This is a genomic window from Ferrimonas sp. YIN67 (assembly GCF_057219095.1).
Genome location: NZ_JBXVVJ010000003.1, coordinates 198772 through 213809 on the forward strand (window position 1 = coordinate 198772; position 15038 = coordinate 213809).

13 protein-coding genes are annotated in these 15038 nt (G+C 57.8%); 1 reads left to right on the forward strand and 12 read right to left on the reverse strand.

The window, feature by feature from the left end:
• Window positions 1-87: 87 nt before the first annotated feature.
• The 7 genes from AC2D8U_RS08075 to hmgA all read right to left on the reverse strand — a co-directional run bounded on the left by AC2D8U_RS08075 (window position 88) and on the right by hmgA (window position 6963).
• Complete coding sequence (locus AC2D8U_RS08075; RefSeq protein WP_484618536.1) at window positions 88-873, reverse strand: outer membrane protein OmpK; 786 nt, start codon at window positions 871-873, stop codon at window positions 88-90.
• 282 nt (window positions 874-1155) lie between these two features.
• Complete coding sequence (locus AC2D8U_RS08080; protein ID WP_484618537.1) at window positions 1156-2403, reverse strand: NupC/NupG family nucleoside CNT transporter; 1248 nt, start codon at window positions 2401-2403, stop codon at window positions 1156-1158.
• A gap of 300 nt (window positions 2404-2703) precedes the next feature.
• Complete coding sequence (locus AC2D8U_RS08085; protein WP_484618538.1) at window positions 2704-3486, reverse strand: TatD family hydrolase; 783 nt, start codon at window positions 3484-3486, stop codon at window positions 2704-2706.
• Window positions 3461-3613, reverse strand: a complete 153-nt coding sequence (locus AC2D8U_RS08090) for a hypothetical protein (RefSeq protein WP_484618539.1) — start codon at window positions 3611-3613, stop codon at window positions 3461-3463. Before AC2D8U_RS08090 ends, AC2D8U_RS08085 begins: the two co-directional genes overlap by 26 nt.
• A gap of 70 nt (window positions 3614-3683) precedes the next feature.
• Window positions 3684-4325, reverse strand: a complete 642-nt coding sequence (gene maiA, locus AC2D8U_RS08095; RefSeq protein ID WP_484618540.1) for a maleylacetoacetate isomerase — start codon at window positions 4323-4325, stop codon at window positions 3684-3686.
• Window positions 4326-4334: 9 nt separating this feature from the next.
• Window positions 4335-5651, reverse strand: a complete 1317-nt coding sequence (gene fahA / locus AC2D8U_RS08100) for a fumarylacetoacetase (RefSeq protein ID WP_484618541.1) — start codon at window positions 5649-5651, stop codon at window positions 4335-4337.
• Between the two features lie 10 nt (window positions 5652-5661).
• Window positions 5662-6963: a homogentisate 1,2-dioxygenase gene (hmgA, locus tag AC2D8U_RS08105; RefSeq protein WP_484618542.1), complete on the reverse strand. Its 1302-nt coding sequence runs from the start codon at window positions 6961-6963 to the stop codon at window positions 5662-5664.
• A gap of 186 nt (window positions 6964-7149) precedes the next feature.
• On the opposite strand from hmgA, the gene AC2D8U_RS08110 reads away from it, so the two are divergent.
• On the forward strand, window positions 7150-8862 hold the full coding sequence (locus AC2D8U_RS08110; RefSeq protein WP_484618543.1) for an amidohydrolase: 1713 nt from the start codon (window positions 7150-7152) through the stop codon (window positions 8860-8862).
• A 59-nt stretch (window positions 8863-8921) separates the two neighbouring features.
• On the opposite strand, the gene prfC is transcribed toward AC2D8U_RS08110, so the two are convergent.
• The 5 genes from prfC to nlpI form a co-directional block, all read right to left on the reverse strand.
• The gene (gene prfC, locus AC2D8U_RS08115; RefSeq protein ID WP_484618544.1) at window positions 8922-10508 is read right to left on the reverse strand and encodes a peptide chain release factor 3; all 1587 of its coding nucleotides are present in this window, start codon (window positions 10506-10508) and stop codon (window positions 8922-8924) included.
• Between the two features lie 131 nt (window positions 10509-10639).
• On the reverse strand, window positions 10640-11692 hold the full coding sequence (locus AC2D8U_RS08120) for a DUF2955 domain-containing protein (RefSeq protein WP_484618545.1): 1053 nt from the start codon (window positions 11690-11692) through the stop codon (window positions 10640-10642).
• On the reverse strand, window positions 11682-12800 hold the full coding sequence (locus AC2D8U_RS08125) for an HlyD family secretion protein (RefSeq protein ID WP_484618546.1): 1119 nt from the start codon (window positions 12798-12800) through the stop codon (window positions 11682-11684). The genes AC2D8U_RS08120 and AC2D8U_RS08125 overlap by 11 nt, the downstream gene beginning before the upstream one ends.
• A 3-nt stretch (window positions 12801-12803) precedes the next feature.
• Complete coding sequence (locus tag AC2D8U_RS08130) at window positions 12804-13901, reverse strand: AI-2E family transporter (RefSeq protein ID WP_484618547.1); 1098 nt, start codon at window positions 13899-13901, stop codon at window positions 12804-12806.
• Between the two features lie 154 nt (window positions 13902-14055).
• On the reverse strand, window positions 14056-14955 hold the full coding sequence (nlpI, locus tag AC2D8U_RS08135) for a lipoprotein NlpI (RefSeq protein ID WP_484618548.1): 900 nt from the start codon (window positions 14953-14955) through the stop codon (window positions 14056-14058).
• Between the last annotated feature and the right edge of the window lie 83 nt (window positions 14956-15038).

Consider the following 15038-nt stretch of genomic DNA (forward strand, 5'->3'; position numbering starts at 1 on the left):
TTAAGCAGGTCGACGAACGCCCCGAGCTGCTCTCAAAAACAAAAAAACCGGCCATTTTGGCCGGTTTTTCTGCTCAAGGAGCGCTGCTCAGAAATTGTACTTCGCGGTGTAAATCACCGCGTCGCCATAGTTGGCATCGCCCAGTTTGTTATCAAAGTAGCGGTACTGGATACCAGTCGTGACTTGGCTATTGGGAAGGTGCCACCACAAGGCAACCGCGCCATTTTGCCCATAGCTGTCGAGTTTGCGCCCATCGGCACCGGAGCGGAACTGATCCTTACGGGCAAACTCGGTTTCATGCCATTGAGATACAGAAAACCTCTGACCCGCCATCTCAAAATCATAGCCAAGCACCCAGCCGGCCATGTAGCCGTTGAAGCCGTTACCGGCAAAGGTCTGATTCTCGATATGCACGCCAATAAAGGGCTTCATCCAGAAGCCAGCTTCGGTAAAGATGTCATAGCTGGTGCCAAGCACTATGTTGGTATCGAAAAAGCCAACATTCCCATTGCCACCATTCCCATCTTCAAAGTGGTATACGTGACTATAAAGGTTCCAGCTGGATGCGCCCAGATTGACCGCAACAGATCCCTTCGTCGCAATACGGAATCCCCGGGCGCCCGCATCGTCGTCACCGACATTATGCGGGTTTTCAAGGTCGAAGAAGCCATAGACATCCCCCCAGGAGAAGCCGGCCCCCCCTTCCACTTCTAGGTAAAAGAAATCTTTCTTACCGCTGAACGAGGCGCGGTCCTCCGCTTTGCTGGTCCAGTCTAGATAGTTAATGCTGACGTCTGCAAAACCGTACAGGTACTCGGCCTGAACGGGCATGGATAGGGCGGCCGCAGCCAATGCGATGGGTACTAACCTCATGTCTCACTCCTGCTCAACAGAACGTGGCCACGAAGAAGGACAGGCAGTGGTGGCCACTAACTTGATAAACCCTAGTAAAAAATCAGACATTTTCCATAAAAAATCGGATATTAGCCTCCCTACCCCTTTCGCACCCTGAGCCACGAGCAACCACAGCCCCACCATAGCTATCGGCTCCCCCGTCCCGGCTTCCCCCGAAAAAAGCCGATTCCTCCATACCGCAGAACTTACCCAACAAAAAAGGCCGCCCGAAGGCGGCCTTTTCACAACACAGAAGTGCGATTACATGTTCAGACCCAGGAACAGGCCGGCCAAGGTGGCACTCATCAGGTTGGAGAGGGAGCCTGCCACAACAGCACGCAGACCCAGTTGCGCCAGATCGTGACGACGGTTGGGTGCCATGGCGCCCAGGCCGCCCAGCAGAATGGCGATGGAGCTCAAGTTGGCAAAACCACACAAGGCAAAAGCCAGGATTGCCTGAGTACGAGGCGTCATCTCTGCACCGTTGATCAGCATTTCACCACTGAGGTACGGCGCCAGGTTGATGTAGGCCACAAACTCATTCACCACGATCTTCTGGCCAATGAAGGAGCCAGCAGTCAAGGCCTCTTCCCATGGCACACCCATGACAAACGCCAATGGTGAGAAGATGTAGCCCAGAATGATCTCCAGGCTCAGGTTTTCAAAGCCTACCAGGCCACCAGCCCAACCGATGATACCGTTGATCATGGCGATCAGACCGATGAAAGCCAGCAACATGGCACCCACGTTCAAGGCCAGCTGCATACCGGAGGAAGCACCGGCCGCAGCAGCGTCCAGCACGTTGGCAGGCTTGTCTTCTGGCTCGGCCAGCTCTTCAACGTCCTGCTTGGCGTGTTCGGTTTCCGGCTGCATCAGCTTGGCCATCAACAGACCACCCGGAGCAGCCATAAAGGAGGCGGCAATCAGGTATTCCAGAGGGACACCCAAACCGGCATAACCGGCCAGAACAGAACCGGCAACGGAAGCCAGACCACCGGTCATGATGGCGAACAGCTCGGACTTGGTCATGGTGGCGATAAAGGGACGCACAACCAGCGGTGCTTCCGTTTGACCAACGAAGATGTTCGCGGTTGCAGACATGGACTCAGGGCGAGACGTGCCCAGTGCCTTCTGCAGGGCACCCCCGATCACGCGGATGATCCACTGCATAACACCGATGTAGTACAAAACGGCGATCAGAGAGGAGAAGAAAACGATGATTGGCAGTACGTTAATGGCAAAAATAAAGCCAACTTTGAATGCCGCCAGGTCGCCAAACAGGAAGCCGATACCGTCATTGGCATAGCCGATGACCGAAGATACCGCTTCAGAGATCTTACCCAGCACGTCGCGCCCAAACGGGACGTACAAAACGAAGGCACCCAGAGATGCCTGGATGGCAAAAGCACCACCCACGGTGCGCCAGTTAATCGCACTGCGATCTGAAGACAGACCGTAGGCGATCGCCAGCAGGGTCACGATCCCTACCAGACTCATCAAAATACTCATTGACCCATTATCCTCTTTATATGGATGTTATTGACGCGTAGAGCACATCAACCTAAAAAAACGGCCGAATTATACTGTTCGCCCCGGTAAATTACCTCCGTTGCACAGCAATAATTGTGACTCATGTAGAAGTTTTAACTCGCGAGAGACTGCTTTTTTTGGCAATTCATTCACATTTTGTCTCACACATCACAGTCCACTCATGAAAATCACTCAGGATCGCTACACAGCCTCCCAGTGAGCCGTGTGTTTTTCATACAGGAAACGGTGTAACCATAGCAGTTTTGGGGACAGGTAAAGTTAGAGGGCTTCCCAGAGAGGAAAAAGTTCGCGGCAATTCTTGTGCAACTGCGCCTGCAACTGTGTCTCGGACTCTCCCCTGAGCTGGGCGAGGGACGACAACACCCGGGGCAATTGAGCCGGTTCATTGACCTGGCCCTGAAAGCCAGAGAGGGGCATGTCCGGGCTGTCGGTTTCCAAAAGCAGGGCTTTAGCAGGCAACTGGGCGATCGTCTCACGGGTCTTGCCCGCTCTTGGATAGGTGATGGTGCCGCCGATCCCCAATTTAAGGCCCCGGCGCACATACTCGGCCGCCAGGGCCGGACTGCCACTGAAGCCATGCAGAACACCGCCTTGTGGGATCGGGTTGCGGTTGAGCAGAGCCAGCATTTCATTGTGAGCCTTACGCACATGCAGGATCACCGGCAAGTTATGTTGACAGGCCAGACGCAACTGTTCTTCGCACAGTCGGATCTGCTGTTCCATGGATGCCAGCCCTCCGACCGAATCCAGGCCACACTCACCGATGGCCACATAGGGATGGGGGTTGGCCAGCCGCCGTGCCATTGCCGCCAAATCGCCCTCTTCATGCTCGAAGCAAGGGTGTAACCCGATGGCAGCCGCAACTTGGCCGTTATCGGCCAAGGTTTCGAGTCCCGCCCAGTGCGCCCGATCCACCGCAGGTACCAGGAAGTGCTGCACCCCCACCTGCCGGGCCCGATGCAGCACCGCAGGAAGTTGAGCCGCCAAGGGGGGCAGATCAAGGTGGCAATGGCTATCAATCAACACGAGAGTCCTGCTCATCCCCCCGCTTAATGGCCTTCTGAGCACGCTCAGACAGCGGCACACAGCAACGTCGACTCTCCACGGTCAGGCCCAAGCTGTCTAGAAACGCGCAGTATCTCTGCCACAGTCGTTTTATCCACACCATCCAAGATCCTCCTTATATTTGGCTTGGCATTCTATCAAGACCAGCGCAATGCTTCGATGCTCGGATCGAGTCACCCCTGGGATCCCGGGGCATCACTCTGATGATCTGGATGAGCCCGAACAAATGCCGGCAGCTGTTCGCAAGCCTGATCACAGGCAACAAGGGTCGGATAAGAAGCCATGTCCACCCCAAAGCGGCGCGCATTGTAGATCTGGGGGATCAGATACAGGTGCAGCCAGCTAGGTCTTTGGCAGTCAAACTCATCATTACCGGCCAACTCGCTCTCCAGGGCGCTAAACCCCTGGCCAATCCAATGCCGGACCCAGGCTATTTTATCGGCTTCGTTTACCGCCAGCTTCCCGGTAAGGTATTGAAGCACGCGTAGATTGCAGATGGGATGAATATCACAGGCAATGCTCTGACTCCAACCTCTCATCTTGGCAGCAGCGAGTGCCGATGAGGGCAACAAGGCTGGTTGCGGAAAGCGCTGCTCTAAGTATTCCAGGATCGCACCGGACTGGGTCAGACAAACCCCGTTATCCAGCACCAGAGTCGGCACCAGGTGCTGAGGGTTGATGCGGCCATAATCCGCCTTCCTATGCTCTCCTTGCAACAGGTTGAGGGCCACACTCTGATATGTCACTCCTTTGAGATTCAGGGCAAGGCGAACTCGATAGGTGGCGGAGGAGCGATAGTAACCATAGAGTTTCATCGCATCTCCTCAGGTTCGCACCGGTAATACCGTGCTGCTGACTTCACCAAAACCGATCCGAGCGGCACCGTCCGCACTGCAGTAGCCCTTCATCACCACGGTATCGCCATCTTCCAGAAAAGTTCTCTGCTCACCCGTATCCAGAGTCAGTGCGCACTTTCCTCCCTGAGTCAGCTCCAGCAGTGAGCCCGCCTCCTCAGGCTGCGGTCCTGACTGAGTCCCTGTGCCCAAAAGATCCCCGGGCTGGAGATTGCAACCATTCACCGTGTGGTGGGTCACCATCTGCGCCACGGTCCAGTAAGCGTGGCGGAAATTAGATCGGGACAGACGTTGCGCCGCCCTGCCTTGCGTGGCCATCTGTGCCGTTTGCAGATAGCATTCAAGCTCAATATCCAGGGCCCCCAGTGCCCGGTTTTGCTCCGAGTCCAGATAGGGTAATGGGAGAGGATCCCCTTCGGGCCTAACGAACTCACGGCGATAGGGCGCCAGCGCCTCCAGGGTCACGATCCAGGGCGATAGGGTCGAGGCAAAACTCTTAGCCAGGAAGGGGCCCAGTGGCTGATATTCCCAGGCTTGCAGATCTCGCGCCGACCAGTCGTTCAGCAGGCACAGACCGAAGATCTGAGCCTCGGCCTGTGCCATGGTTACCGGGACGCCCAGATCATTGCCCCCACCGATCACGACCCCAACCTCCAATTCATAATCCAGCCTCCGGCTCGGTCCAAGGGCTGGCTCAGCCGCACCGGGCATCAGGATCTGTCCTTGAGGGCGATGGAACCGCTGACCGGTCACCCGGATGGAAGAGGCTCGACCGTGGTAAGCAATGGGCACCCATTTATAATTCGGCAACAAAGGATTGTCCGGCCTAAACAGACTCCCAACCGCTGTCGCGTGATAAATGGAAGAGTAGAAATCCGTGTAATCCCCTATCACACAAGGAAGGCTGTACTCTGCTTCGCTCATTGGCACCAGGCATTGGGCAAACGCGTCCTGCCCACCTGAGCCCTCCCTAAGGGCTCGAGACAATGCCTGGCGCAATGCCGACCAAGCCGAGGGACCCATCGCCATCAACTCGTTGAGCCACGGCAAACTGGCTGCCTCCAATGCTTCGGCGGCCAGGCCAATAAAGGGGCGAAGCTGCTGCATGGCCTCCAGATCCAGGATCTGATCCCCGATGGCGACGCCGCCTCGAAAGGCTTCATCGCTGTGCTGCGTGCGAAAAACGGCAAAGGGCAGATTCTGAATAGGAAAGTCACTGTCGCTGCGGTTGGCGCTTTGAACCCAGCTTTTCAGTGCCGGATCATGGGTTTCGTTCAAACTGATCATGGATATTCCCTCAGATCTGACCATCAAAATGTTTCTTTAAACCGTCCCAACAGGCCTGATAATCCGCCTGGCGCTGCTCAGCCTCCAGGGCAAACAGGGTTGGCTCCATGACATAGCGGGACTCAAACATAAAGGCCAGGGTGTCCTGATAACGTTGCGGCAGCAATTCAGCGCGGCTGGCCTGATCGAACACTGCCGCCTCCGGCCCGTGGGGAGTCATGCAATTGTGCAAACTCATGCCACCGGGCTCAAATCCTGTCTCCTTGGCATCATAGCGCCCCTCCACCAGGCCCATAAACTCGCTCATCACGTTGCGGTGATACCAGGGTGGACGAAAGCTATGCTCAGCCACCATCCATCTGGGGGGAAAGATCACGAAGTCGACATTGGCCCATCCCTCCGTATCACTGGGGGAGGTCAGCACAGTAAAGATTGAAGGGTCCGGGTGATCAAAGCTGACTGTCCCCATGACATTAAAGCGGGACAGATCGTACTTATAGGGCGCACTGTTGCCGGTCCAGGCCACCACATCAAAGGGCGAGTGAGCCAGGGGCGCCTGGAAAAAGCCGCCGGCGAACTTGGTCACCAGAGTATGGGGCTTCTCACTGTCCTCAAACCAGGCCACCGGATACTGAAAATCCCGGTCATTGGCGTAGCCGTTGGCCCCCACAGGGCCGCGCTCCGGCAGGATCAGCGCGGCGCCGTAGTTCTCGCAAACGTAACCGCGGATCGGCCCCTCCAAAGGGGTAACTTTGAATTTCATGCCCCGGGGCACCACGGCGATCTCACCGGGCGCCAGGTCCAGCAACCCCAGCTCCGTCGTCAACCGCAGCCGCCCCTGCTGCGGCACCAGCAGCAGCTCGCCATCGGCATTGTAAAAGGCACGCTGGGTCATATCGGCATTGGCACAATACACGTGAATGGCGATCCCCAGCTGGGCCTTGGCATCGCCATTGACCGCCATGGTCACCATGCCGTCGATAAAGTCGGTATCGCCTTGCGGCAGGGGCAGCGGATCCCAGCGCATGGGATCCGGCGGCAGCGGCACGCCCTGCTGTGGGGCAGTCGTCCAGCCCGCCTGTCGGTAGGGCGTAAACTCCCCCATGGCCACGGAGGGGCGCAGGCGGTAGGTCCAGCTGCGCCGGTTGCTGGCTCGTGGGGCAGTAAACGCGGTGGAAGTAAACTGCTCGGCATACAGCTTGTAAGGACAATGCTGGGGGCTGAACTGCCCCTGTGGCAAGGCACCGGGCAAGGCCTCGGTTTCATGTTCATTGCCGAAACCGTGCAGATAATTCAAGGATCGGACATCCATTTTGTCTCACTCTTTCAATAGCCGATCCCTCGAACCTAGTGATAAGCCCGGATCCGATCAAGCACCCAGGGCACTTTTGCTAATCACCAATGTCATTCTGGCCTGCCATCGTCTGTTCTACCGATGCCAGCGTGCCCCCTTCTGGGATTAGATTGAATACCTGTTGCCTCACCCAGAGTCATTACCATGGGACGTAAACTGATACTCGGCACCCTCTCCCTGCTCTTCTTACTCCTGTTTGGCACCTTGTGCCTCGGACTCCTGCTCTACCGCTGGACCCCGGAGCCACCCCACTCCCAGTTGTTCTTCAATGGGCAGATCCTCACCATGGATCCCGACCGGCCCCGAGTCGAGGCGGTGCGGATCGAAGATCAGCGGATCGTCGCCGTAGGCAGCCTGGAGGAGCTGAGCAAAACGCCTGCGACCGTGTTGCACGATCTCCAGGGCAAGACCCTGCTGCCGGGATTTATCGACGCGCACAGCCACTTTCCCGGGATCACCGACACCGATCTCACCGTCGATCTCAATCAGCCTCCCATCGGCCAGATCCGCAGCATCAAGCAGGCCTTGGAGAAACTTCGGCAAGTGGAAGCCCGGCTGCCGGACGGGCACTGGTTGGTGGGGTTTGGCTATGACGACACCCTGTTGGAGGAGATGCGCCACTTTACCCGGGACGATCTGGATCAGATCAGCCAGGAACGTCCGATCTACCTGATGCATATCTCGGGTCACCTGGGCGTGGCCAACAGTGCCGCCCTGGCCAAGGCGGGGATCGACGCATTCACCCCCGATCCGCCCGGCGGCGTGATCCGGCGTGATCCCCAGGGCCGGGCCACCGGCCTGCTCGAGGAGAACGCGCATAAGGACGCCTTCAAGCATGCCATGGATCTGTCCCTGCTGCAGTTTCTCGAGATGCTGGATCAGGGGGCGCAACGCTATGCCGCCGCAGGGATCACCACGGCGCAAAGCGGCCTGACCAACCAGCAACTGCTGCAGGGACTGCAACTGGCCTATGGCCTCAACCGCCTGCCGATCCGCATGCAGATCTGGCCGGATCAGGCGTTGGGACTGAGCCTGCTGGAAGAGGGACGCCTGCCTCAACCGTTTCGGTCCGATAGCCTGCTGCGCCTGGGGGCGGTGAAACTGGTGGCGGACGGATCGATCCAGGGCTACACCGGCCTGCTCAGCCACCCCTATCACCACACCGGCCCCCATCCCAGTGATCACAACGGCTACCCGACCCTGTCGCAACCACAACTCGATGAGCTGGTCAGCCAGTTACACCGAAACGGGGTACAGGTGGCGATCCACGGCAATGGCGATCTGGCGATCAGCAACATCCTGCAGGCGATCAGCCGGGCCCAGCAGGCGGATCCCCGCCCGGATCCCCGTCACATCCTTATCCATGCGCAAATGGCCACCGAATCCCAACTGGTGCAGATGAAACAACTGGGGGTGACCCCCAGCTTCTTCTCCCCCCACACCTATTATTGGGGGGATCGCCACCAGCAGATCTTCCTCGGCCCTCAGCGGGCACGGCGGATCAGCCCCACCGCGTCCGCCCAGGCCCTGTCCCTGCCCTTCAGTGTGCACCTGGACAGCCCCGTGGTGCCGATGGATCCCATGATGCTGCTGTGGTCCACGGTCAACCGCGAAACCGCCTCCGGCCAGGTTCTGGGCCCGGAACAACGCATCGATGTGATGAGTGCACTGCAGGCCATGACGCGGATCCCGGCCTACCAGATCTTTGCCGACGCGGAGCTTGGCTCCATCGAGATGGGCAAACTGGCCGATCTGGTGGTGCTGTCCGGCGATCCCCTGGCGGATCCCAAGCGCATTCGGGATCTGAAGGTCGAACGCACCTTTGTCGGCGGCGTCCAGATCTTCCCCCGGGATTAAGCCAGACGGGGATCAAAAAAGGACAGCCGAAGCTGTCCTTTTTCCCTCGCCGCTGGAGCTTAATGCTCGCGGGTCTTGTGGAACACCACGTCCGGGTAGCGCTCCATGGTCAGATTAAGGTTGACCATGGTCGGGGCGATGTAGGTGAGGTTGTCGCCGCCATCCAGCGCCAGGTTGGTGGACGCCTTGCGACGGAACTCATCTTCCTTCTTCGCATCGTCACAGGTTACCCAGCGGGCAGTCGCCACGTTGATCGGCTCGTAGATCGCCTCCACCTTGTACTCGGTGCGCAGACGGGCCACTACCACGTCAAACTGCAGGACACCGACGGCACCGACGATCAGATCGTTGTTGTCGATGGGACGGAATACCTGCACCGCGCCCTCTTCCGACAGCTGAACCAAACCCTTGAGTAGCTGCTTCTGCTTGAGGGGATCCTTCAGGCGGATGCGGCGGAACATCTCCGGGGCAAAGTTCGGAATGCCGGTGAACTTCATCACCTCACCCTGGGAGAAGGTGTCGCCGATCTGGATGGTGCCGTGGTTGTGCAGGCCGATGATATCCCCCGGGTAGGCTTCCTCGGCGTGGCTGCGATCGCCCGCCATAAAGGTCACCGCATCGGAGATGCTCACGTCTTTGCCCAGACGCACGTGGCGCATCTTCATGCCCTTGGAGTACTTGCCGGAACAGATCCGCATAAAGGCGATACGATCCCGGTGTTTGGGATCCATGTTGGCCTGGATCTTAAAGATGAAGCCGGAAAACTTCTCATCGCCCGCTTCCACGGTACGCACATCAGTTTTCCGCGGTTGTGGAGCCGGTGCCCACTCGGTCAGGCCGTCGAGCATGTGGTCAACGCCGAAGTTACCCAGGGCGGTACCGAAATAGACCGGGGTCAGCTCGCCGGACAAAAACAGTTCCAGATCGAACTCGTTGGAGGCGCCGATCACCAGCTCCAGCTCTTCGCGCAACTGCTCAGCCAGCTCTTCACCGATCTCGGCATCCAGCTCTGGATTATCCAGGCCCTTGATGATGCGCTTTTCCTGAATGGTGTGGCCCATGCCGCTCTGGTACAAAATCGTCTCATCACGATGCAGGTGGTAAACGCCTTTGAACTCCTTACCACAGCCAATCGGCCAGGTAATGGGCGCACACATGATGTTCAGCTCATTCTCCACCTCATCCATCACCTCCATAGGATCACGAATGTCACGGTCGAGCTTGTTCATAAAGGTGACGATCGGCGTGTCGCGCAGACGGGTCACTTCCATCAGCTTACGGGTCCGGTCTTCCACCCCCTTGGCCGTATCGATCACCATCAGGCAGGAATCTACCGCGGTCAGGGTCCGGTAGGTATCCTCAGAGAAGTCTTCGTGTCCCGGGGTATCCAGCAGGTTCACCAAGGCATCGTTGTAGGGGAACTGCATCACCGAGGTGGTCACGGAGATCCCACGTTCTTTTTCCATCTCCATCCAGTCGGACTTGGCGTGCTGGCCACTGCCACCTCGACCTTTCACCGTACCGGCTTTTTGCAGCGCCTGCCCGAACAGCAGCACCTTCTCGGTGATGGTGGTTTTACCCGCATCGGGGTGACTGATGATCGCGAAGGTACGGCGACGCGCCACTTCAGAATTTTGGTTACTCATAGATCTCGACCGGAATAGGATGGAATACGGCGAACGGGCCGCAAGGCTGGCGCATTATAGCCGCTGCGCCGCACCAGCAAAAGGGGCTGGGGAGAGGTCACTGGGCAACGCCCGGGGAAACGTTCGTATGTTCAGCTTGACTCCGTCTCCAGCTTCGATGGTGTTGCTCGCCTGGGCTGCAACCACCCCAGGTAAGTCATCAGCATAAATCCTCCCACCAGATAGAGGGTCGCTACCGCCACTTGAGTCAGGCGCACAATAAACTTGGCATCGGTCTCGCCACCACTGGATCCTGTGGTCGAGCACACCAGTACCAGCATTGTGGTAAACGCCGAGGCATACAGCTTGCCGTAAGGTGAGGTAAACATAGCACTGGCAAACAGGGTACTGCTCAGAGCCATCAGGGCGACGAAAAATAGCCAAATAGGCACGGCCACCAGCAATTCATAAAAGATCACCGCAGCAACACCCCCCAGAAGATTTGCCAGCAGCACCACGGCACTGGCTTTGATCCCGCCTTGCAGATCCGGATCCTGAGCCAGGATGGCGACAAAGGCCAACACCAGCAGATCACTAGTCTTATCAAACAGGTAGATGTAAAACAGTAGCGGTAAGAGCAGCAACGTACTGAGCATGGCCCGCCGAGCGGCTTCTGTCGGAACCAGGGCCTCAGGCTTAGGCGGCAACGCCAGCGGCCCAAGTTGGGGGATCCAGCTATACATCAAAGCCGTCAATAACAGACCGATCCCCAGGGAGCTCAGAAAGCCCCAGGCAAAGTCGATGGCAAGAGGTCGGCTTAACAGACCGATGGCGGGAAACATCAGCAGGGCAATTAGCAGCATCAATACCACCATAGGGTTCATCCCAAGGCCCGCCTTATAGAAGGTCAGGAACAACAGCCAGGTCATGACGATCAGGGTTACCGTCATATTGGGCAAGAGAAACACCACCACCGCCAGGGCAACGGAGAATGCTAGGGCGATCCCCAGCAATAGCTGAATGTACACCTTGCCCGGCAAGGGCAACGCTGGCGGACCGAGAAACAGGCCGACGAAGATGGGGGCTACCATGGCCAGGGGCCACTCTATGGTCATCGCCAGCGTCACCGCCAGCGTCACTCCCAGAGCAAAGCGCCCTATCCGTCGCTCTGTGTCTTGGAACGACAAGGCCCGTTCAGTAGACATAGCTGATCAAGCTGACCAATCGGATCCAGAGCTTGCCGATCCAACGGGTCAGCAGGCTCGGCTGAGTGTAAACGATCACATCGGCCTGTCCCCCCTCCCGGCGAAAACCCACGGCGGACTCATCAAGGAAACGGATCACCACGGGGAAACGCTGCGCATCCCTGAGCCAGCCGGAGGTTTCCAGTGGATCCTGCAGTCCCCCCACCTTGGTGCCCGACTCAAACTGGACACCCGCACTGATGGATACGATCTCTCCCTGAAAGATCCGTCCCGGCGCAGAGTCCAGTACCATCTCGACCCGATCACCGGGCTGAATATGCTCCAGATTATTTTCCCGCAGATAGGCCTCGAGCCAGACATCCTTGGTGGAAATAAAGGTCATCAGGGGGGTTCCGGGATTGGCGTAAAAGCCAGCGTCATAGCGAATATTGGTGACCAGCCCAAAGCGGGGAGCCTTGATCACCGTGTTCTCCAGATCGAGTCTGGCCTGCCCCAACACCGCCAAGGCCTTTTGTAACTTGGGGTTATCCTCCCCCACCAAACCCAGCTGCTGCTTAGCCATCTCCAACTGGGCCTTGGCCTGCTCAACCCCGGCTTCGGCGCTGGCCAGCTGGGCCTTGGCCCGATCCACATCGGCCTTGGAGATGTAGCCTTGATTCGCCACCGCCAGGATCCGGGCGGTATCCGCCTTGATGTTATTCAAGGTAGAGATAGACTCAAGCACGCCAGCCTGGGCGGAGGCTACATTGGCGGTACCGGCACCGATATCCTGCCCTGCCAACTCCAACTCGGCCTTGGCCCTATTTACCGCCAATTGGTACTGCTCGGGATCGATCCGTGCCACCACCTGACCCGGCTCCACCACCTCATTGGTATCCACCGGGATCTCGGTCAGACGACCGGCCACCTGACTGGACAGGGGCAGCACAAAGCCCCGCACCCGGGCATTGTCAGTATGGGGAGTGAAGCGCTGGGCAGCCACGTACCAGACAAAAAGCAGCACGCACAGCGCCGCGACCACTAACGAGGTCCGCTTGATCCGCTGCGGGGTCGGATCGTCCTTTGAATTAATCTCGGCCGGGATCGGCGGTTCTGTTGCATCACTCATGGCTCACTCCCCTGGGGCTTTGTCTTCGCCTTCGCCCTCATCCCCATCGGGCGTGAGCCAGGCCATAAACAGGGTATAGCCCAGGGCCAATACCACAGCGCCAGCAAACAGGCCGACGATGCCGGACATCATCATGCCACCGATAGCCCCCAGTAGGATCACGAGCATCGGGACGTCCATCCCGCGACCGAGGAACAGGGGCTTAAGAAATCCATCACTGCCGCTCACGATCAGGCACCAGACCAAAAACAGGGTTGCAGACATCCCATCGGCCACCGAGTACATGTAGGCGGCAATGGGGCCAAGGATGATAATGGGCGGTAGCTGAGCAATGGCTAAGACCAAAATCAGCACGCTCCAGACTCCGGCGGCCGGTACCCCCATCAACACCATACCAATGCAGGAGGCGACGGCCTGGATCAGCGCAACCCCGAGTACCCCCTTGGCCACGCTACGCACAGTCTCGGCGGCCAACTTCGGCAGTTCGGAGCCGGCCGTGAGCCGACTGGCCACCCGCTCTACAGCTTGATGGCAGGCCTCACCCGTGGTCAAAAAGACTCCGGCAATGATCATCGACAAGGCGAAGACCGCAACGCCGCCAAAGATGGATCCCAGCATGCCAAGCAGGCCAGAAAGGGCGTCCTCCACCGACTCTTTATGCATTGCCAAGAAACCACTGAGATTTTGTGAAGCGGTCAACCAGCCATCGTAGAGAGGCTCACCGATCAGGGGCCAGGCACGGACCTTATCGGTTGGGGGCGGGACGGTCAGGGAACCCGCTTGCAGTTGTTCGGTAAACCTGCTGACATTCTCGACAATACTACCGCCGAGACTGAATGCCGGGATCAACAGCAAAGCCAGGCCAGTCAGGGTGATCAGCGTGGCCGAAAGCCCCTGTCGGCCGCTCAGTCGGGCAGTGAGACCAAGGTGCATGGGATAGAGGGAGACCGCCAAAATTGTGCCCCAGATCACCGGCACCAGGAAAGGGCGGATCAGCTGAAAACACCAGCTAAGCAGAATGAAGATCAGCAACAGTTTGATCGCCGCCTCGATCACCGAACGTTCAATATCGACAACAGGGGGTTGGGGGGAAGGGGCCATAACACACTCCAACATCAGCGCGGCTCGGCCAATGCGGACCGAAACCGATACCGACCAACTGGGTTAGGCTGTTAACTATAACAAAGCAGAAAAATGTTGCCGGGAAACAAAAGGGGCCCCTTGCGGGCCCCTCATCAAGCAAATATGCATTGGCTTACTCGTCGCCGCTAACCTGTTCTTCGGCCATGGCACCTTCTGCGACTTGCCGCATCTCCAGCAAGGCATAACGGTGCTCAACAAACTCATACACGTTCGTCGCCAGCGCCAACTTAAACAGGTTCATCGCCTTACCGCTGTCTCCTTGCAAGCGGGCTTGTTTACCAAGGTAGAAGTAAGCTTCACACAAACGCTCAGCCAATTCACCCTGCTTGCTCAGCCCATCTCTACTGGACACCAGCAACTCTCCGGCACTGATCCGCCCCAGAAAGAGATCCGCAAGACCGGTGGACCAGTTGGTGTCATCCATACGGGTTCGATGATCCGCCAACTGTACCAGAGCCTGCTCTGGATCCAGCTCATGCAAAGCCAGATAGAGCCAGATGGCGCGATAGGGATCCGACGGTTCATCCAGCAGGAAGGTGGTGAGATCCTGCACCGCTAACTCGGGGCGGCCACCGTAATAGAGCGCAATACCACGGTTGAGATAGGCAAAACTGAAATTCGAGTCCAACTCCAGTACCGCATCAAACGCCTGGTAGGCCTGATCAAACTCCATCGCCTGGGTCGCGTAGATCCCGACAAAGTTATAAACATCGGTGTAGTCAGGCTGCAATTGCAAGGCCTGGTTAAAATCAATCCGGGCCAGGGTACGAAGCCCCACCGCATCATAGCGAACGCCACGATCATAAAGGAATCGGGCCCGCTGAATATCGGTGAGATCCGGCACCTGCAGTAACTCGCCCAACTTGACCAGTTGAATCTCAATCTGTGGATCCGCCTGTTGTGGCGTGGCGAGCAAAAGCTGAGGCTCCAGTTGAGCCTGCTCTCCGCCAGGGGCCGCACACCCGCCCAACAATAAGCCGCTGATCACCGCCGGCAGCAAATACTTTCTCATAGTCATTCCGGTTCCTAACGACTTAGCAATAGTACAGCCCTTAAAGAAAAAGGAGAGCTGATGCTCTCCTTTTTACCACAGTC

Bases quoted from the DNA above. Each gene is read 5' to 3' on its own strand.
- fahA (WP_484618541.1), bottom strand. From the start codon at position 5,651: ATGATCAGTTTGAACGAAACCCATGATCCGGCACTGAAAAGCTGGGTT.
- AC2D8U_RS08075 (WP_484618536.1), bottom strand. From the start codon at position 873: ATGAGGTTAGTACCCATCGCATTGGCTGCGGCCGCCCTATCCATGCCC.
- prfC (WP_484618544.1), bottom strand. From the start codon at position 10,508: ATGAGTAACCAAAATTCTGAAGTGGCGCGTCGCCGTACCTTCGCGATC.
- AC2D8U_RS08120 (WP_484618545.1), bottom strand. From the start codon at position 11,692: ATGTCTACTGAACGGGCCTTGTCGTTCCAAGACACAGAGCGACGGATA.
- maiA (WP_484618540.1), bottom strand. From the start codon at position 4,325: ATGAAACTCTATGGTTACTATCGCTCCTCCGCCACCTATCGAGTTCGC.
- nlpI (WP_484618548.1), bottom strand. From the start codon at position 14,955: ATGAGAAAGTATTTGCTGCCGGCGGTGATCAGCGGCTTATTGTTGGGC.
- AC2D8U_RS08090 (WP_484618539.1), bottom strand. From the start codon at position 3,613: ATGGTGTGGATAAAACGACTGTGGCAGAGATACTGCGCGTTTCTAGAC.
- AC2D8U_RS08110 (WP_484618543.1), top strand. From the start codon at position 7,150: ATGGGACGTAAACTGATACTCGGCACCCTCTCCCTGCTCTTCTTACTC.
- AC2D8U_RS08080 (WP_484618537.1), bottom strand. From the start codon at position 2,403: ATGAGTATTTTGATGAGTCTGGTAGGGATCGTGACCCTGCTGGCGATC.
- hmgA (WP_484618542.1), bottom strand. From the start codon at position 6,963: ATGGATGTCCGATCCTTGAATTATCTGCACGGTTTCGGCAATGAACAT.
- AC2D8U_RS08130 (WP_484618547.1), bottom strand. From the start codon at position 13,901: ATGGCCCCTTCCCCCCAACCCCCTGTTGTCGATATTGAACGTTCGGTG.
- AC2D8U_RS08085 (WP_484618538.1), bottom strand. From the start codon at position 3,486: ATGAGCAGGACTCTCGTGTTGATTGATAGCCATTGCCACCTTGATCTG.
- AC2D8U_RS08125 (WP_484618546.1), bottom strand. From the start codon at position 12,800: ATGAGTGATGCAACAGAACCGCCGATCCCGGCCGAGATTAATTCAAAG.